Raw genomic sequence first — 17,423 nt, forward strand, 5'->3', positions numbered from 1 at the left:
GCATTGCGACATGATCGATTCGGAGCTGGACAATCCTTTCTGGGCTTCGTTGTGCAGCCGGCACCGGGCCATCGCGCTGCGCCACGGCGACGTGGCGCGTTATCCCGCCGCATTTGCCCCGTTTCTCGGCGTGGCCAGCGCGGAGGCGAGCGTGACCGAAGCGCTGGCGTCGTTGGTCGAGCCGGGCGAATCGGTCTACCTGCTCGGCGTGGCGCCGAAGCCGCCGGTGGGGTGGCTGATCGAGGCGTTCGCCCCGCTGGCGCAGATGATCTGCCCGGCGCCGATCGCGGTGATCGACGGGCCGCCGGTGATCGAGCTGACCCAGGCGCATCGCGCCGACGTGCTGGCGCTGACCGCGCTGGTGTATCCGCATTACTTCCGCCCGCGCACGATGGAGCTGGGCCGCTATTTCGGCATCTACCAGGACGGCCGACTGGCGGCGATGATCGGCGAACGGCTGGGCATGGAGGCGCAGCAGGAGATCAGCGCGGTGTGCACACACCCCGACTTCGGCGCCCGCGGCTACGCGCGCCGCCTGCTGGCATTGTTGTCGAACGACAACCTCGAGCGCGGCCGCCTGCCGTTCCTGCACGTGAGCCATCAGAACCCGCGGGCGAAGTCGCTGTACCAGCGGATGGGCTATGTCCATCGGCGCGACATCGGCTTCTGGTCGCTGCGCCGGGTGCCGGCGTGAGCCGTTGCCTGGCTGGCCGTCGCGCTGCTGGCCGGCCTCCCGGCGTGTGCCGTCGCTGCCGCGCAGCCCGGCGCAGGTGCGCGCGGACGTCGTGCGGCTGATGCCGGCTGAGCGGCGCCCCGTTCCCATCGGCATCACCTCCCGGGCACTAGCCTTGGCAACGTCGCGCACCAGCGCCCACCGCGCCGGCCAGCCCGAGGAGATCCCGATGAAAAAGATTCCCACTGGTGCCTGGGTCGTGGTGGCCGATGGCAGTGGCGCGCGGCTCCTGCGCAACGTCGGCAAGGGCCTCAACGTATCGCTCGAACAGATGAAGCTGGTGGAGCCGAAGGACCTGGCCAGCGAAGGCCCGGCCGGGCGTCAGCCGCCGGAGCGAAGCACCGCCGAGATCGATGCCGCCACCTTCGCCAAGCAGCTGGCGCGCCGTCTCAACGCCGCCGCGCTGAAGAACGAATTCTCCCATCTGGTGCTGGCGGCCGATCCGCAGACGCTGGGGCAGATGCGCCCGCTGCTGCACGAGGAAACCGCCCGGCGGATGGTGGGGGAGTTGAACAAGTCGCTGTTCCGCGCACCGCTGGAGGAGATCGAGCGCGCGTTGAAGGCAAGCTGGTGAAAGCGCCGGCGCGGAGCGGGATGCGTCCTGCGCCGTGTTGAACCGGATGCGGGAACGCCTTACCTTGCGCCGTTCCCCCCGCCGCAGGAGTGCCGCGTGACCCGTTTGTCCGACTTCCCCATCACCCGCCGCTGGCCAGCGGCGCATCCCGAACGCATCCAGCTGTATTCGCTGAACACGCCGAACGGCGTGAAGGCGTCGATCATGCTGGAGGAGACCGGCCTGCCGTACGAGCCGCACCTGGTCGACATCACGCAGGGCGAGAGCCACACGGCGGAGTTCCTCGCGCTCAACCCGAACGGCAAGATTCCCGCGATCATCGACCCGCACGGTCCCGGCGGCGCGCCGCTGGCGTTGTTCGAGTCGGGCGCGATCCTGCTGTACCTGGCGGACAAGAGCGGGCAGTTCATCCCGGCCGACCCGGCGCGGCGCTGGGAGACGATCCAGTGGCTGTTCTTCCAGATGGCGTCGATCGGCCCGATGTTCGGCCAGGTCGGTTTCTTCAACAAGTTCGCCGGCAAGGCATACGAGGACAAGCGCCCGCTCCAGCGCTACGTTGACGAGTCGAAGCGCCTGCTCGGCGTGCTCGACGATCGACTCGAAGGCCGCCGCTGGCTGATGGGCGACGACTACACCGTCACCGACATCGCCACGCTGGGCTGGGTGGACAACCTGATCACGTTCTACGAGGCGCGCGAGCTGGTCGGCTACGACAACTTCGCGAACGTCGCCGGCTGGCTCGAACGCGGCTTGGCGCGACCGGCGGTGCAGCGCGGGCTGCAGATTCCCGGCCGCGGCTGAACACGCGGTCCGGCGCGGCAAGCAGACACATCGGGAGGATCGTCATGGGCACGGTACTGGTCACCGGCGGGTCGGGTTTCATCGGCAGCCACTGCATCCTGCAACTGCTGGCCGCGGGGCATCGCGTGCGCACCAGCGTGCGCAGCCGCGGGCGCGAAGGCGTGGTGCGCGCCCTGCTCAGGCAGGGCGGGGCCGAGCCGGGCGAACGGCTGTCCTTCGTCGAGGCCGACCTGGAGCGCGATGCCGGCTGGCCGGTAGCGGTGGCCGGTTGCGACTACGTGCTGCACGTGGCCTCGCCGTTCCCGCCGGACCTTCCGAAACACGAGGACGAGCTGATCGTGCCCGCGCGCGAGGGCGCGCTGCGCGTGCTGCGTGCCGCGCGCGACGCGGGCGTGCGGCGCGTAGTGCTGACCTCCTCGTTCGCCGCGGTCGGCTACGGCCATGCGCCGCAGCCGGCGCCGTTCGACGAGACCAGTTGGACCGACCTCGACGGCGAGGGCGTGCTGCCCTATATCAAGTCCAAGACGCTGGCCGAGCGCGCCGCGTGGGATTTCATCGCGCGCGAGGGCGGCGCGCTGGAGCTGGCGGTGGTCAATCCGGTGGGCGTGTTCGGGCCGGTGCTGGGGCCGGACTATTCCACCTCGATCCTGCTGGTGCAGCGGCTGATGGATGGCGCTATGCCCGGCTGCCCGCAGCTGTGTTTCGGCGTGGTCGACGTGCGCGACGTGGCCGACCTGCACCTGCGCGCGATGACCGACCCGGCCGCGGCCGGCGAGCGCTTCCTCGCCGTCGCCGGCAACTTCCTGTGGATTCGCGAGATCGCCACCACGTTGCGCGAGCGGCTGGGCGCGTCGGCGCGCAAGGTGCCCACGCGGCAACTGCCCAACTGGCTGGTGCGCCTGGCGGCGCTGCGCGACCCGGCGGTCAGGCAGATCCTGCCCGAGCTGGGCATGCCCAAGAACGCCAGCAGTGCCAAGGCCCGCCGCGTGCTGGGCTGGTCGCCGCGTCCGCCGCAGGAGGCCGTCGTCGCCACCGCCGAGAGCCTGTTGCAGCTGGGGCTGCTGAAGGGCGGCGCGAAGGCGCGGGCTTAGTTCCGCCGTTGCCGGCCCCGGCGGGACGAGAAGCGTTTGCACGGCCGCCGGCCAACCTGCGCACAATGCGCCACCCGACCCGCGAGATTACCGGCATGCCCCGACACCATCACGAACGCCACCGTACCGACCGCATCGGCTGGCTGCGCGCCGCCGTGCTGGGCGCGAACGACGGCATCGTCTCGACCGCCAGCCTGGTGCTGGGCGTGGCGGCGGCGCATGCCAGCGGGCAGAACATCCTGGTCGCCGGCGTCGCCGGGCTGGTCGCCGGTGCGATGTCGATGGCTGCCGGCGAGTACGTGTCGGTGCATTCGCAGGCCGACAGCGAGCGCGCCGAACTCGCGCGCGAGCACCTGGAGCTGCAGACCCAGTCGGAAGCCGAGCACCGCGAACTGGCGGCGATCTACGTTGGCCGCGGGCTCGACCCGCAGCTGGCCCGGCAGGTGGCCGAGCAGCTGATGGCGCACGATGCGCTCGATGCGCACGCCCGCGACGAGCTGGGCATCACCGAGGTGCTGAAGGCGCGGCCGCTGCAGGCCGCCGGCGCCTCGGCGCTGAGCTTTGCGGTGGGTTCCGCGCTGCCGCTGCTGGTGGTGGCGCTGACGCCGGCGGCGAGCCTGCTGTGGCTGGTGTTCGCCACCTCGCTGGTGTTCCTCGCCGTGCTCGGCGCCGTGGCGGCGTGGGCCGGCGGCGCGAAGATCGGCGTCGGCGCCATGCGCATCACCTTCTGGGGTGCGCTGGCGATGGCGATCACCACCGGCGTGGGCATGCTGTTCGGCACCGCCGCGTAGCGCGGCGGCTCATTCGCCCGGGTGGTAGACCCGCTCGGTATGCCCCTTGAGCTGCTCCGGCCAGAAGTACACCGTGCGCAGGTTGCCGGTGGTGTAGCGCTCGGCCTGGTCGTTGAAGTGCTTCGAACCCGGGTGGCCGCTCTCGCCGCCGGCGGTGATCGCGCGGGCGCTGACCTTCGGACCGAATTCGACCACCGCCACGAAGCTGTTGCCGCTGGTGCCGTAGTACTTCTTCGTGCCGGGCCAGCGGTGCGCGCCGAACGAGGCCAGCGAGCCCCAGCGCGAGGACACGAACGGCACCGGGATGCTTGGCCTGGCGTCGTCGAACTTCTGTACGATGGCGCCGTCGTTGCGCTGGTAGCGGTTGACCTCGCCCCATGGCACGCCCCAGCTGCCGAAATCCTGTTCCAGCCGGTCGGAGGCTTCGGCCAGCGTGCCCAGCCGCACCTTGGCGCCGGCGTCACCGGCCATGTAGTCGTACACCGACTGGTGCTCGGCTTCGGCCTGGGCATGCACCTGGTCCCACAGCATGTCGCCCCAGAACACCGCCAGCGTGGTCGGCATCGAGGCGATGCCCCAGCGGTAGTCCCAGCTGCGCAGCAGGGCGATCTGGCCGGCCAGGCGCGGCTTCAGCGGATCGTTGTCGGGCAGCGTGTCGTAGTCGTGCACCAGCACCGGCACCAGTCGCGAGAACGCCGGCAGGTACGAGTCGAACGCGGCGCTGATCAGCGAGGCCTTGCTGAAATCGCGCACGCCATCCAGCACGCGGGTGGCGTGGATGCCGCGCGGGTTCTCGCCGAAGCTGTCCATGTAGCGCGGGTAGTCCTGCTGCCGCGGGCTGAACTTGCCGGCGGCGGAGTAGGGCCAGTTGTTGGTGTTCATGATCCAGCCGTTCGGCGGGTTGAGCAGGTGCGGCGCCTCGTCGAGCGCGTGCAGGCCTTTCCAATCGGTGGCCGGGTCGCTGCCGTCGACCGGTTTCGTGTAGTCGAAGCGGCTGTCGCGCTTCGGGATGAACTGCGGATGCAGGTACGCGATCTCGCCCTTGTCGTCGGCGAAGATGGTGTTGTTCGATGAGTTGGCCTTCAGCTCGGCGATCTTCATGTAGCTGGCGTAGTCGCTGGCCTTGGTGCGCAGCCAGCTTTGCTGCAGCGCTTCCAGCGGCTTGTTCATCATCGCCACCGCAATCCACTTGCCGTCGGCCGCGCGCACGATCGGGCCGTGGTGGGTGAAGTGCGCGTCGAAGCTGCGCGTGGCCATTGCGCCGTCCTTCGCGCGGTATGGCACGCGGATCGTGCGCGTGGCGACCGGCCGCAGTTCCTTGCCGTAGCGGTAGAACAGCTTGCCGCCCTGGTGCACGATGGTTTCGGCGAACTCGTCGACCACGTCGGCGCCGGTCGAGGTGTGCATCCAGCCGATGTGGCGGTTGAAGCCCTGGTAGACGAAGAACTGGCCCCAGGTCACCGCGCCGTAGGCGTCCAGCCCTTCGTCGCTGGACATCTGCAGCTCGGAGCGGAAGAAGAACGAGGTGTGCGGGTTGATCCACAGCAACGCATGGCCGTTGGCGCTGAGCTTCGGCGCGATCGCGAAGCCGTTCGAGCCGGTCGGTTCGACCCAGCTGGCCGGCGTATCCGCGCGCGCCAGCGCGGCAGAATTGCGGCCGTAGAAAGCTTCGAGCTGCTTCAGCGACACCCGTTCGATGTCGCCGCCGATGCTGCCCTCGCTGAAGCTGAGCGCCATCCACGGTTCGAAGTGCTTGATCACGCGCGGATGCACGTCCGGATGCGTAGCGAGGTAGTAGTTGAGCCCGTCGGCCCAGCTGTTCATCAGCGCCTGCAGCCAGGCGGGACTCTTCGCGTACAGCGCCTGCAACTCGACCGGATCGATGAACAGTTTCTGCCGCAGATCGCTCCAAATCGCGGATTCGCCCTCGGTTTCGGCGAGTCGGCCCAATGAGTTGAGGTAGTTCGTCTCGACCCGGTTGAAGTCGTCCTCGGCCTGGGCGTAGGCCATGCCGAACACCGCGTCGGCGTCGGTACGGCCGTGCACGTGGGCGATGCCCCAGTCGTCGCGGGTGATCGTGACCGCCTGCGCCTGGCGTTGCCGGCGCGCCTGCCCGGGTTCGGCGGCCTGCGCGGTGGCGAGCAGGCCGGCTGCGAGCAGCGCCACCGCCAGCAGCAGGCGCGGCAGGTGGCGGCGGCGTGCTCGCGGGCAGGAAGTCTTCGAGGTATGCGGGTGCATCGGCGTGTCATCCCCTGGTGGTCGTCGGTGCCGTCATGTTTCAGGGAGTTGACCATCACTGGGCCGCTCTTGCAAAACCCGGGTTGCGGCGGCGCTTTGACGCATGCGCCGAAGGTCGTCTTGGCGGGCCGCGTCCGCGTGTCCAGAATGGGTCTCGGCACGCTCGCGGCCGGCCTCAAGGGGCGACGCGCTTGCCGTCCAAGCCTCCTTTGACGAATTGGAAAACCATGACAGCACGCATTGCGCATTCCGGCCTGGCCGAGCGCCGCATGTCGGCGGAGCAGGCGGCCGGGCTGATCCTGCCGGGCATGACGGTGGGCATGAGCGGCTTTACCGGCGCCGGCTACCCCAAGGCCGTACCGCTGGCGCTGGCCACGCGCATCGCCGCGGCGCACGGGCGCGGCGACAAGTTTGCGCTGCGCATCCTCACCGGGGCCTCGACGGCGCCGGAACTGGACGGTGCGCTGGCGCGCGTGGGCGGCATCGACTTCCGCCTGCCGTACCAGTCCGATCCGGAGTTGCGCGCACGCATCAACGCCGGCCAGATCGAGTACATGGACATCCACCTGGGCCAGGTGGCGCAGTACGCGTGGTGCGGTTTCCTGGGCAAGATCGACGTGGCGCTGATCGAGGTTGCCGCCATCCTGCCGGACGGCCGGCTGGTGCCGTCCACCTCGGTGGGCAACAACAAGACCTGGCTAGACCTGGCCGACAAGGTGATCCTGGAGGTGAACCGGCGCCAGCCCGAAGGGCTCGATGGCATGCACGACATCTACTACGGCACTGCGCTACCGCCGCACCGCCGGCCGATTCCGCTGCTGCAGCCGGGCGATCGCATCGGCGAGCCGTACCTGCGCTGCGACCCGGACAAGGTGGTCGCGGTGGTGGAAAGCGACGCACCCGACCGGCTGGGCCGGTTCGCGCCGCCGGACGAGGCGTCGCGGCGCATCGCCGGGCACCTGGTGGAGTTCTTCCGTCAAGAGATCGCCGCGGGGCGGCTGGGCGAGCAACTGCTGCCGCTGCAGTCCGGCGTGGGCAACATCGCCAATGCCGTGCTGGGCGGCCTGCGCGAGGGCGGCTTCCGCGGGCTGACCGCGTTCACCGAGGTGATCCAGGACGGCATGCTGGAGCTGATCGGCGACGGCACCATCGAGATGGCCTCGGCCACCTCGCTGTCGCTGAGCCCCGAGGGGGTGGAGGAGTTCGTGCGCCGCATCGACTTCTACCGCCGGCACATCGTGCTGCGGCCGCAGGAGATGTCCAACCACGCCGAGCTGGTGCGCCGGCTTGGCTGCATCGCGATGAACGGCATGGTCGAGGCCGACCTGTACGGCAACGTCAATTCCACCCATGTCGCCGGCAGCCGCATCATCAACGGCATCGGCGGCTCCGGCGATTTCGCCCGCAACGGGTTCCTGTCCTGCTTCATGAGCCCGAGCACGGCCAAGGGCGGCGCGATTTCCGCGATCGTGCCGATGGTCAGCCACGTCGACCATACCGAGCACGACGTGGGCCTGGTGGTCACCGAGCAGGGCCTGGCCGACCTGCGCGGGCTGTCGCCGAAGCAGCGCGCGCGGGCGGTGATTGCACGGTGCGCGCATCCGGACTACCGGCCGATGCTGCAGGATTACTTCGACCGCGCCTGCCGCGACAGCTACGGCAAGCACACCCCGCACCTGCTGGACGAGGCGCTGTCGTGGCACCAGCGCTACCTGGACAGCGGCAGCATGCGCTGACCGCCTGTCGATTTGCGGCCGGGCCGTTCGTCGCAGTCGGGAGAGCCCGGTGTGCCGGCTCCGCTTTGCCCACCCAACGACGAGGCCGCCCCATGCAAACCCAGCCCTACCTGTTCTTCGACGGCCGCTGCGAAGAGGCCATCACCTTCTACCGCGAGGCGATCGGTGCCGACGTGGTGATGCTGATGCGTTACGGCGATGGCCCGGAGGGTTCCGCCCGGTGCCCGGACGGTACGCAGCCGCCGGCGGACAAGGTGATGCACGCCTGCCTGCAGATCGGCGCGACCCAGCTGCTGGTGTCGGACGGTTTCAGCCGCGGCCAGCCCGAGTTCAAGGGCTTCTCGCTGGCGCTTTCCGCCGACGACGATGCCGCGGCGAAACGCCTGTTCGACAACCTGGCCGCCGGCGGCCAGGTGCACCAGCCGCTGGCGCCGACCTTCTTCTCCTCCAGCTTCGGCATGCTGGTCGACCGCTTCGGCGTGTCGTGGATGGTGCTGGTGCCGAGCGCGCCGGCCGGTTGATGGCGTAGCGGCGGCGGGCTTGCCTGCCGCGGTCCGCACGAGGAACCTGCTGCCACGGCATGCGTCAGATGGCTGGGCGCGTCGTACTATCGGCTCATGCAGGTGGCTGAGATGGCAGAGGCAATGCCGGTCGTCGGGAGTGCGCCGCGGCGCACCGCCTTCGTGCTGGCCGGCGGCGGCAGCCTCGGTGCGATCGAGGTGGGCATGCTGCAGGCGCTGCTCGACTGGGGCGAGACGCCGGCGTTCCTGGTCGGCGCCTCCGCCGGTGCGATCAATGCGGCGTATTTTGCCGGCGAGCCGACCTCCGCCGGTGCCCTCGAGCTGGAACGGATCTGGTGCGCGCTGAAACGGCGCGAGGTATTTCCGTTCAACCTGGGCAGCGTGTTCGGCCTGCTGTTCCGGCGCGATCATCTGGTGGATTCGGCCGGCCTGCGGCGCCTGCTCGAACGCCATCTGCCTTATCGGCGCCTGGAAGACGCGGCCCTGCCGGTCCACCTGGTGGCGTCGGACATGCTGACCGGGCAGGAGGTACTGCTGTCTGCCGGCTCGGTGGTCGACGCCGTGCTGGCCAGTGCCGCGATTCCGGGCGTGTACCCGCCGGTGTGGATCGACGGGCGCTGGCTGGTCGACGGCGGGGTGACCAACAACACGCCGATCTCGGTGGCGATCGGCCTCGGTGCCACGCGGGTGATCGTGCTGCCCACCGGGTTTGCCTGCGCGCTCGAGCGGGCGCCGTCGGGCGCGATCGCGCGCGCGATGCACGCGCTCAGCCTGCTGGTGGCGCGCCAGCTGGTCTACGACGCCGATCGTTTTTCCGGCAGTGCGGTGGAACTGCGCATCGTGCCCAGCCTGTGCCCGCTCGACGTCTCGCCGTACGACTACTCCGCGGCGGCCGGGCTGATCGCCCGCGCCCGGGCGGAAACCTGCCGCTGGCTGGAACGCGGCGGACTGGAGCGCGCCGGAACGCCTCCGCAGCTGCGCGAGCACCACGACTGACGTGCGCCGCGAGGGCAGGACGCTGCGCGGCACACTTGAACCAGTCGGCGGCGGCGAAGAGACTGGCGGCTTTCTCGCCAACCGCATCGGCAGGTCATGACCAGGTACGTGGCGTTACTGCGCGCCGTCAACGTGGGCGGCACCGGCAAGTTGCCGATGGACGAACTCAAGGCGATGTGCGAGGCCGCCGGCTTTGCCGAGGTGCGCACCTATATCGCCAGCGGCAACGTGGTCTTCGGCAGCCGGCTCGGCGAAAAGGCGGTGAAGCAGGCGCTGGAGCGGCAGCTGCAGGGCTACGCGGGAAAGCCGGTCGGCGTGGTGGTGCGCACGGCGGCCGAGATGGCCGCCGTGCTGGCGGCCAACCCGTTTCCGGAAGCGCCGGCGAACCGCACGGTGGCGATCTTCCTCGACGCGCCGCCGGCGACGACGGCGCTGCAGGACGTCACCGGCGCCGATGGCGAGCGGCTGGTGCTGGGGCGGCGCGAGATCTATGTGCACTATGGCGGGGGCATGGCCGATTCGCGGCTGAAGATCCCGGCCGCGAAGGCGGGCACCGCACGCAACATGAACACCATCGCGAAGCTGGCGGCCATGGCCGCCGCGCGGTGACGATGCGGGGTGCCCGGAGATCATGGGCAAGCCCCAGGGCGGCAGCGATCCATCCCGTCCCGCCGCAACTGGTCACCGGCACGGCGCGGTTCGCCACTGCCGGCTGGCGTAGCGGACGGCGGCGCTCCATCGTGGCGGCATCCAAGGCGACCTTTCCGGAGGGGTGACTCGATGAAACGAAGAGACTTGCTGAAAGCGGCGCTGGCGATCCCGTTCCTGCCGTGCATCCTTTCCGGCGGGCCGGCTACGGCCCGGGCGGCCGGTGCGATGCCGGCGCGTTCGCGTTCGCGGGTGCGACCCGGCGACCCGGGGTGGCCTTCCGCAACCAGCTGGGACAAGTTGAAGCACGATGTGGGTGGCCGATTGCTCAAGCTGGAATCGCCGTTTGCCGACTGCGGCTCGACAGTGGCCGGCGCTGCCTGCGACGAGGCGCTGAAGCACCTGGACAACCCGTTCTATCTGGGCGACCAGCCGGCGCTGACCCAGACCAGCGGCTGGGTCGATGCGTGGACTTCGCAGCCGAGCGCGTATGCGGTCGCCGCCGAAAGCACGGCGGACGTGGTCGCGGCGGTGAATTTCGCGCGCGAGCATCACCTGCGCCTGGTGGTGAAGGGCGGCGGGCACAGTTACCAGGGCACCTCCGACGCGCCCGATTCGCTGCTGGTGTGGACGCGGCACATGAACGACGTCGCCTTGCACGACGCCTTCACGGCGCAGGGTTGCGCGGGCACGCAGGCGCCGCAGCCGGCGGTGACGCTGGGTGCCGGTGCGATGTGGATCGACGCCTACGACGCGGTGACCACCCGCGGCGGGCGCTACGTGCAGGGCGGCGGCTGCACCACGGTGGGCGTGGCCGGACTGGTGCAAAGCGGCGGCTTCGGTAGCTTCTCGAAGCGCTATGGCACCGCGGCGGCGGGCCTGCTGGAGGCGGAGATCGTCACCGCCGATGGCCAGGCGCGCATCGCCAACGCCTGCACCCACCCGGACCTGTTCTGGGCGATCAAGGGCGGCGGTGGCGGCAGCCTGGGCGTGGTGACCCGACTGACCTTGCGCACGCGCGAACTGCCGGAGTTCTTCGGCGGCGTGTCCGGTTCGATCAAGGCCGTGTCGGATGCGGCGTACCGCGCCCTGATCGCACGGGTGATCGGCTTCTACCAAAGCAGCCTGTTCAACCCGCACTGGGGCGAGCAGATCGGCTTCGGCTCGGACAACACCGTGCGGGTCGACATGGTGTTCCAGGGCCTGAGCCAGGCGCAGGCGGAGCAGGCCTGGGCGCCGCTGCTCGACTGGGTTCGCGCGCGCAAGGAATACGAGCTGGTCAAACCGATCCAGGCGCGCGCGCTGCCGGCCAGGCACATGTGGGATGCCGAGTTCTTCCGGCAGCACGCGCCGGGCGTCCAGGTCGGTGACGACCGTCCCGCCGCGCCGCGGAACCACGTGCTGTGGGCGGGCGACCAGGGCCAGGTGGGCTGGTTCATCCACGGCTTCAAGTCGGCGTGGCTGCCGGCGTCGCTGCTGCGCGGGGAACGGCAGGCGCGGCTGGCCGATGCGCTGTTCGCCTGCACGCGCCACTGGGGCGTGGGCCTGCATTTCAACAAGGGCCTGGCCGGTGCGCCGGCGGCCGAACTCGCCGCGGCCGGGGATACCGCGACGAACCCGCAGGTGCTGGACGCGTTCGCGCTGGCGATCATCGCCGGCAACGGGCCGCCGGCGTTTCCCGGCATGCCCGGCCCGAAGCCGGATCTGGCGCGCGCCCGCGATCGCGCCGAGGCCATGGGCAAGGCGATCGAGGCGCTGCGGCGCGCGGCGCCCGGAGTGGGCTCGTATGTGTCGGAGAGCGACTACTTCGAGCGCGACTGGCCGACCTCGTTCTGGGGTGCAAACTACCCGCGGCTGGCGGCGGCGAAACAGAAGTACGACCCGGCTGGCCTGTTCTTCGTGCACCACGGCGTGGGCAGCGAGGCGTGGAGCGCGGACGGGTTCACCCGACTGAAAGGAGGTTGAAGATGAAGGTGCTGCTGCTCGGTGCCACCGGCATGGTGGGGCAAGGCGTATTGCGCGAATGCCTGCTCGCCGAGGACGTGGCCGAGGTGGTGACGCTGGGCCGCACGCCGACCGGGCAGCGGCACCCGAAGCTGCGCGAGCTGGTGCATGCGGACCTGTTCGACTGCAGCGCGATCGAGGCGCAGTTGGGAGGCTTCGACGCCGGCTTCTTCTGCATCGGCGTGGCCTCGTCCGGCATGGCGGAGGCCGAGTACACCCGGTTCACCCACGACCTCACCTTGGCGGTGGCGCAGACGCTGGCCCGGCTCAACCCGTCGATGTGTTTCGTCTACGTGTCCGGCGCCGGCGCGGACAGCAGCGAAACCAGCACAACCATGTGGAAACGGGTGCGCGGGCGGATCGAGAACGCGTTGCAGCGGCTACCGTTCAAGGCGGTCTACGTATTCCGCCCCGGCATCATCCAGCCGCTGCACGGCATCCGCTCGAAGACGGATGCGTACCGCTGGTTCTACAGCCTGAGCCGGCCGCTGCTGCCGTTGCTGCGCGCATTGATGCCGAACATCGTGCTGAGCACCGCGGTTGTCGGTCGCGCGATGCTGGCGGTGGCCCGGCGCGGGGCGCCGAAGCCGGTGCTGGAGGCGGCGGATATCAGTGCGCTCGGCCGGTGACCGCTATAACTCGATGATCGTCTTGCAGCCGCCGAAGAACATCCGCTTGCCGTCGAACGGCAGCGTTCCCGGATCCATCATCGGGGCCAGCCGCGGGTCGGTCATCACCTGTTTGTTGATGCGGTCGCGATCCTTGCGCGAGCGGTAGACGATCCACGAGAACACTGCGGCCTTGCCGTTCTTCAGTCTTACCGCTTGCGGGAACGCGGTTAGAAGGTCAGTGGTCGTCGCTGGTGATGTGCAGGCGTGCCGCGTAGGCGTCGCGCAACCTGGCCCAGCCATGGGCCAGCGCGGTCTCGCCGATGATCGGCGCGATCGGCCGGCCCTGCAGCAGGCGCTCGGCCACGAACAGGCACAGGTGCCAGCCGGCGGCCACCTTCGGGATCCAGTCCCGGTCGCGGATGGTCTGGCGCAAGGTCAGCCGCGTGCCGCCCGCGCACGGCTCCAGTTCCCAGCGCAGCACGCTCCGGCCGAACTGCTCCAGTTGCCAGCCGTATTCCAGCAGTCGCGGCGGGTCGGCGCGGGTCACCGCGGTGGGGATGTCGGGCTGCTCGCTGTCGAGCATGCGCAGGCTGGCGTCACCGGCCTGGCCGAGGTTGCGGTCGGCGGTATACGGCGACCAGGCGCGCAAGCGGGCGGGGTCGGTGAGCACGTCCCACACGCGCTCGGGTGGTTGCGGCAGTTCGCGCACGAAGGCCAGGGTCCAGCCGTCGGCATCGCGTCGGCAATCGACCTGGGCCAGTGGCCCGGTATCGGCGTCGGATGGGTTCATGGCGGGGTTGCCTCTGTGGTTTTGCGCATGCGCGATCGGTGCGGGGCGGCTTTTTTCGCCCGCTGCCGGGACCGGGGCGGCGGGATGCCTGGCGATAATTTGCCCAACGACAAATTACGGCCAGGGATTAGCGCGTCAAGCGCGCCCCGGCCGGTAGCAGGCCCGTCACTGGCGCGGCAAGGCGCGCACGCCGAGGTAGCCCTTGACCGCGGCGATGGTCAGCGGGATCGCGCCGAAGATGATGAACACCAGGTCGCCGGGCAGGCGCAGCCATTCGATCAGGTGCGAGCGCGGGCTGCCGATGTAGTCGAGCGAGCGTGCGTGCCAGTAGCCGTGCTGCATCACGTCCCACACCTGCAGCACGCCGCTGGGGAACAGGCTGAACACCACCATCATGGCGAGGCCGATGTTGGTGCCCCAGAAGCCGACCCTGACGTATTTCTCCATGCCGGCCCAGCGCTCTTCGCTGCTGGTCTGGCGCAGCGTGAACACCATCAGCGCCAGCGCCAGCATGCCGAACACGCCCATCATCGCGGCGTGGCCGTGGTTCGGCGTGAGCTGGGTGCCGACTTCGTAGTAGCTGACGATCGGCAGGTTGATCAGGAAACCGAAGATGCCGGCGCCGACGAAGTTCCACACGCCCACCGCGACCAGGAAATAGAACGTCCATTTGTGCGGCACCGCCACCGACTTGCCGCAGACGTCGCACTGGCCGCGGGTGGTGTGCACGAAGTCCCACGCGTCCAGCGTGAGCAGGGTCAGCGGCACCACCTCCAGCACCGAGATCATCGCCGACATCGCCATGTTGACGCTGGTCTGCCCGGTGAAATACCAGTGGTGGCCGGTGCCGATCAGGCCGCCGAGGAAGTACAGGATGCCGTCCAGGTAGATCACCCGCAGCGCCACGTTGCGGCGGGTCAGCCCCAGTTGGTAGAAGGTCAGCGCCACCACGGTGGTGGCGAAGAACTCGAAGAAGCCCTCGACCCACAGGTGGATGATCCAGAAGCGCCAGGTGTCGACCACGGTGTAGTTGGTCTTCGCGCCGAAGAACAGTGCAGGGATGTAGAACACCGGGATCGCCACGGCGGCGAACAGGAACATCTTCACCAGCGGCTTCGACTCCTGGCTGACCAGCGACCGCGGGCGCACCAGCAGCCACAGCAGGGCGAACCACACCAGCAGGCCGACCACCAGCAGCAGTTGCCAGACCCGGCCCAGCTCCAGGTATTCCCAGCCCTGGTTGCCGAACCAGAACCACCACTTGCCGAGCATCTGGGCGATGCCCAGCCACTCGCCGAGCAGGCTGCCGCCGATCACCACCACGAATGCGCCGAACAGCAGGTGCACCCAGGGCGCGAACCAGCGCGGCTCGTCGTTGCGCAGCGTGCGGCCCAGGAACAGCGCGGCCGCCACGTAGGCGGTGGCGATCCAGAAGATCGCCGTCTGCAGGTGCCACGTGCGCATCAGGTTGCTGGGGAAGATCGTTTCGAGCTGGAAGCCGTAGAAGCTGCCCGGATCGGCGCGGTAGTGCGCCACCGCGCCGCCCACCAGGGTCTGCGCCAGGAACAGCAGCGCCACCACCACGAAGAATTTCACCAGCGCGCGCTGGCCGGGGCTGGCCACGCCCGGCAGCAGGTGCGGGTGGATGTGCTGGCCGCGGCTGATCCAGCCGAGGTAGTCGAACTTGCCGAACATCAGCAGCACCACGGCGATGCCGGCCAGCAGCACGATCAGGCTCAGTGCGCTCCACAGCAGCGCCCCCGGCACCGGCAGGTTGCCGACGGCGGGGTCGTACGGGAAGTTGTTGGTGTACGAGTAGTTCTCGCCGGGGCGGTTCGCCACCGAGGCCCAGGCGGCCCAGGTCACGAACGCGGTGAACTGGTGCAGCTCGGTCGGGTCGGTGATCAGCCCGGCCTTGAGGCCGCCGTTGCGCTCCGGGTGCAGGAAGTAGTCGGTCCAGTAGGGCAACTGCTGGCGGTACGCCGCCGCTTCCGGCGCGGTCAGCTGCAGGGTGTCGCTGGCGGCGTCGTAGCGGTTGGTCTTCAGGTCCACCGCCGTTTCCGCCCGCACCGCGGCGCGCTGGCCCGGGGTCAGCCCGGCCAGTGGCTGCTGGTACTGCTGCTGCGCAGTGGCCGCGGCGGTGTCCTCGCCGATCCGGTGCAGCGCCACCGCCGAGTAGTCCGGCCCCAGGTAGGCGCCGTGGCCCCAGATGCTGCCGTTGTCCATCAGCCCGTATTTCAGGAAAACCGCCTGGCCGTCGCGGATGTCGTCGCCGCTGAACAGCCGGGCGCCCTGCGCGTCCACCACCTGGGCGGGAATCGGCGGGGCATTGCGGTAGGCCAGCCCGGTGATCGCGAACAACCCGGCAAAGCCGAGCACCATCACGATCAGCACCGTGCGCAGCCACCAGGGGGAAAGTTCGGGATCCTCCGGGGTCAATGGCTGAGCGGTAATGCTCATGGTGCTTCCTCTTCCGCGACGTGTGGGTGAGTATCGGGCGGTATCGGAAACGCGTCCGCCCGCCAGTACCGGAACCGGACCGAGCCTTGTGCAGATTTTCCCCGAATTGTGGCGGCAAGCATTTTCTTCTTTCCGTGCAGGACATGTGAACGACGGTTGGGCTGGCCATCCATTCGGTCGAGGCGAATCGGATCGGCAGCGAAACAGGCGGACGCGCGCACTCCGGACATGCGCCTTGGAGCACCGCGTCGCGCCAGTGGCAACGCTCGGCTCCGACAGCGCGCGTGGAAAGGCGCCGCCACGGTGGTCGAGCATGAAGAATTCCGACATCACCCGCGATGCCGGATGACGGCCGGTATCGGGAATTTTGTCTTCCGTGCCGGTCATTGACGCTGCGGTTGGATGCAGCACCCATTGACGACCGAGGAAAAACGTTATGCATACTCCTTTTGAGCGTACCGGCCCGTTGACCGAACTGAGCAGTTATCCGCAGTGGGCGCAGGACATGGTGGCCGACTGCGAAAGCACGAAGCAAAGTGTGCTGGATCACGAGCTGTGGGCGATGATGCGCGAGGTGCGGCTGGACCATGCTTCCACCGCTAATTTCATGGTGGGTGTCTGGCCATTCATTGAGCGCTTCCCAAGCTTCATGGCCTTGAATTTGCTGAAAACCCGCTATGGCCGCAGCCCTGGCGACGACTTGGCGCGCCGCTGGCTGGTGCGCAATATCCGGGTCGAACAGAATCATGCCGAATACTGGCTCAACTGGGCCGAGGGCTCGGGTGTGCCACGCGAAAAGGTGCTGCATGCACGGCCACCGCATGGCACCCAGACTCTGGCCAATTGGTGCGAGGAAATCAGTGCTGGCGGAACCCTGGCTGCGGGAATGATCGCCACCAACTATGCAATCGAGGGGGTGACTGGCGAATGGTCGCGGCCCATCTATGAAAGCGCCGCTTACGCCGAGAGCCTCCCTTCGAAGACCAGGGTAGGCAGTCTGCGCTGGCTTCAGTTGCATGCTGCCTACGACGACATTCATCCCTGGGAGGCACTGGAGATTGTCTGCACCCTGGTAGGCATGACACCCCAGGCTGATGAAGTGGCTCATCTGGGCGAGTGCGTCCGCAGGAGCTATACAAGTATGCGGATCGTCGGCGACCTCTGTATCCAGGCACATCGACCGTCCATGGCGATGGAGGAAGCGGCTGCCTGATGGTCGTCGTGATGGAGGGCAAGGCGTTCCATTGATGGGGCAGGCATGAGATAACTTGCGCATGCGCAAGGTGTCCCCCATGTTGCAGAGACCTTTGTCACGACGCCTGTTGCCACTGGCGTACGCGTTGGTAGTCATGTTGGCGACGATCCTTGGGCTGACATGGTTCGCCTTGCAAATCCAGGTCACTCTCGCTGGATTCCTCAACAGCGAGAG

At 68.8% G+C, this 17,423-nt stretch carries 16 protein-coding genes; 12 read left to right on the top strand and 4 right to left on the bottom strand.

Translation table 11 applies throughout. The features are described from left to right. The first annotated feature begins 10 nt into the window (after positions 1 to 10). The 5 genes from AC3WRN_RS10665 (at position 11) to AC3WRN_RS10685 (ending at position 3,990) form a co-directional block, all read left to right on the top strand. Positions 11 to 694, top strand: a complete 684-nt coding sequence (locus AC3WRN_RS10665) for a GNAT family N-acetyltransferase (RefSeq protein ID WP_492622940.1) — start codon at positions 11 to 13, stop codon at positions 692 to 694. A 46-nt stretch (positions 695 to 740) separates the two neighbouring features. Further along, the gene (locus AC3WRN_RS10670; RefSeq protein WP_492622941.1) at positions 741 to 1,307 is read left to right on the top strand and encodes a host attachment family protein; all 567 of its coding nucleotides are present in this window, start codon (positions 741 to 743) and stop codon (positions 1,305 to 1,307) included. Between the two features lie 96 nt (positions 1,308 to 1,403). Continuing rightward, positions 1,404 to 2,108 (top strand): glutathione S-transferase N-terminal domain-containing protein, encoded by a 705-nt coding sequence (locus tag AC3WRN_RS10675; protein ID WP_492622942.1) that lies wholly within the window; start codon positions 1,404 to 1,406, stop codon positions 2,106 to 2,108. Between the two features lie 44 nt (positions 2,109 to 2,152). Next, the gene (locus AC3WRN_RS10680) at positions 2,153 to 3,199 is read left to right on the top strand and encodes an SDR family oxidoreductase (protein WP_492622943.1); all 1,047 of its coding nucleotides are present in this window, start codon (positions 2,153 to 2,155) and stop codon (positions 3,197 to 3,199) included. Between the two features lie 95 nt (positions 3,200 to 3,294). After that, positions 3,295 to 3,990, top strand: a complete 696-nt coding sequence (locus AC3WRN_RS10685) for a VIT1/CCC1 transporter family protein (protein ID WP_492622944.1) — start codon at positions 3,295 to 3,297, stop codon at positions 3,988 to 3,990. A 9-nt stretch (positions 3,991 to 3,999) separates the two neighbouring features. Here the strand turns inward: AC3WRN_RS10685 and AC3WRN_RS10690 are convergent, their stop codons facing one another. Beyond that, positions 4,000 to 6,228 carry a penicillin acylase family protein gene (locus AC3WRN_RS10690; protein WP_492622945.1) on the bottom strand — a complete coding sequence of 743 codons (2,229 nt, stop codon included), beginning with the start codon at positions 6,226 to 6,228 and terminating at the stop codon, positions 4,000 to 4,002. Between the two features lie 227 nt (positions 6,229 to 6,455). On the opposite strand from AC3WRN_RS10690, the gene scpC reads away from it, so the two are divergent. The 6 genes from scpC to AC3WRN_RS10720 all read left to right on the top strand — a co-directional run bounded on the left by scpC (position 6,456) and on the right by AC3WRN_RS10720 (position 12,762). Next, complete coding sequence (gene scpC / locus AC3WRN_RS10695; protein ID WP_492622946.1) at positions 6,456 to 7,964, top strand: succinyl-CoA:acetate CoA-transferase ScpC; 1,509 nt, start codon at positions 6,456 to 6,458, stop codon at positions 7,962 to 7,964. Between the two features lie 92 nt (positions 7,965 to 8,056). Further along, positions 8,057 to 8,485 carry a VOC family protein gene (locus AC3WRN_RS10700; RefSeq protein ID WP_492622947.1) on the top strand — a complete coding sequence of 143 codons (429 nt, stop codon included), beginning with the start codon at positions 8,057 to 8,059 and terminating at the stop codon, positions 8,483 to 8,485. Between the two features lie 111 nt (positions 8,486 to 8,596). After that, positions 8,597 to 9,481, top strand: a complete 885-nt coding sequence (locus AC3WRN_RS10705; protein ID WP_492622948.1) for a patatin-like phospholipase family protein — start codon at positions 8,597 to 8,599, stop codon at positions 9,479 to 9,481. 96 nt (positions 9,482 to 9,577) lie between these two features. Further along, positions 9,578 to 10,090 (top strand): DUF1697 domain-containing protein, encoded by a 513-nt coding sequence (locus AC3WRN_RS10710; RefSeq protein ID WP_492622949.1) that lies wholly within the window; start codon positions 9,578 to 9,580, stop codon positions 10,088 to 10,090. Between the two features lie 171 nt (positions 10,091 to 10,261). Beyond that, positions 10,262 to 12,094: an FAD-binding oxidoreductase gene (locus AC3WRN_RS10715; RefSeq protein WP_492622950.1), complete on the top strand. Its 1,833-nt coding sequence runs from the start codon at positions 10,262 to 10,264 to the stop codon at positions 12,092 to 12,094. Positions 12,095 to 12,096: 2 nt separating this feature from the next. Further along, complete coding sequence (locus tag AC3WRN_RS10720) at positions 12,097 to 12,762, top strand: NAD-dependent epimerase/dehydratase family protein (RefSeq protein ID WP_492622951.1); 666 nt, start codon at positions 12,097 to 12,099, stop codon at positions 12,760 to 12,762. A 3-nt stretch (positions 12,763 to 12,765) separates the two neighbouring features. Here the strand turns inward: AC3WRN_RS10720 and AC3WRN_RS10725 are convergent, their stop codons facing one another. The 3 genes from AC3WRN_RS10725 to AC3WRN_RS10735 form a co-directional block, all read right to left on the bottom strand. Further along, positions 12,766 to 13,044 (bottom strand): DUF1428 domain-containing protein, encoded by a 279-nt coding sequence (locus AC3WRN_RS10725; RefSeq protein ID WP_492622952.1) that lies wholly within the window; start codon positions 13,042 to 13,044, stop codon positions 12,766 to 12,768. After that, positions 12,980 to 13,534, bottom strand: coding sequence for an SRPBCC family protein (locus AC3WRN_RS10730; RefSeq protein WP_492622953.1), 555 nt, complete (start codon positions 13,532 to 13,534; stop codon positions 12,980 to 12,982). The genes AC3WRN_RS10725 and AC3WRN_RS10730 overlap by 65 nt, the downstream gene beginning before the upstream one ends. 165 nt (positions 13,535 to 13,699) lie before the next feature. Beyond that, the gene (locus AC3WRN_RS10735; protein ID WP_492622954.1) at positions 13,700 to 15,994 is read right to left on the bottom strand and encodes a nitric-oxide reductase large subunit; all 2,295 of its coding nucleotides are present in this window, start codon (positions 15,992 to 15,994) and stop codon (positions 13,700 to 13,702) included. Between the two features lie 436 nt (positions 15,995 to 16,430). Between AC3WRN_RS10735 and AC3WRN_RS10740 the strand changes: the two genes are divergently transcribed. Beyond that, a complete protein-coding gene (locus AC3WRN_RS10740) occupies positions 16,431 to 17,207 on the top strand; it encodes an iron-containing redox enzyme family protein (protein WP_492622955.1) in 777 nt (258 codons plus the stop codon). Positions 17,208 to 17,423 lie beyond the last annotated feature (216 nt).

Source organism: Rhodanobacter sp. FW101-FHT13A11, from assembly GCF_058790335.1.

Excerpts from the sequence above, each read along its gene's own strand:
- AC3WRN_RS10710 (WP_492622949.1), top strand. The coding sequence starts at position 9,578 with ATGACCAGGTACGTGGCGTTACTGCGCGCCGTCAACGTGGGCGGCACC.
- AC3WRN_RS10735 (WP_492622954.1), bottom strand. The coding sequence starts at position 15,994 with ATGAGCATTACCGCTCAGCCATTGACCCCGGAGGATCCCGAACTTTCC.
- AC3WRN_RS10665 (WP_492622940.1), top strand. The coding sequence starts at position 11 with ATGATCGATTCGGAGCTGGACAATCCTTTCTGGGCTTCGTTGTGCAGC.
- AC3WRN_RS10700 (WP_492622947.1), top strand. The coding sequence starts at position 8,057 with ATGCAAACCCAGCCCTACCTGTTCTTCGACGGCCGCTGCGAAGAGGCC.
- AC3WRN_RS10720 (WP_492622951.1), top strand. The coding sequence starts at position 12,097 with ATGAAGGTGCTGCTGCTCGGTGCCACCGGCATGGTGGGGCAAGGCGTA.
- AC3WRN_RS10690 (WP_492622945.1), bottom strand. The coding sequence starts at position 6,228 with ATGCACCCGCATACCTCGAAGACTTCCTGCCCGCGAGCACGCCGCCGC.
- AC3WRN_RS10715 (WP_492622950.1), top strand. The coding sequence starts at position 10,262 with ATGAAACGAAGAGACTTGCTGAAAGCGGCGCTGGCGATCCCGTTCCTG.
- scpC (WP_492622946.1), top strand. The coding sequence starts at position 6,456 with ATGACAGCACGCATTGCGCATTCCGGCCTGGCCGAGCGCCGCATGTCG.
- AC3WRN_RS10730 (WP_492622953.1), bottom strand. The coding sequence starts at position 13,534 with ATGAACCCATCCGACGCCGATACCGGGCCACTGGCCCAGGTCGATTGC.
- AC3WRN_RS10740 (WP_492622955.1), top strand. The coding sequence starts at position 16,431 with ATGCATACTCCTTTTGAGCGTACCGGCCCGTTGACCGAACTGAGCAGT.
- AC3WRN_RS10705 (WP_492622948.1), top strand. The coding sequence starts at position 8,597 with ATGGCAGAGGCAATGCCGGTCGTCGGGAGTGCGCCGCGGCGCACCGCC.
- AC3WRN_RS10685 (WP_492622944.1), top strand. The coding sequence starts at position 3,295 with ATGCCCCGACACCATCACGAACGCCACCGTACCGACCGCATCGGCTGG.
- AC3WRN_RS10725 (WP_492622952.1), bottom strand. The coding sequence starts at position 13,044 with ATGGCTGGGCCAGGTTGCGCGACGCCTACGCGGCACGCCTGCACATCA.
- AC3WRN_RS10680 (WP_492622943.1), top strand. The coding sequence starts at position 2,153 with ATGGGCACGGTACTGGTCACCGGCGGGTCGGGTTTCATCGGCAGCCAC.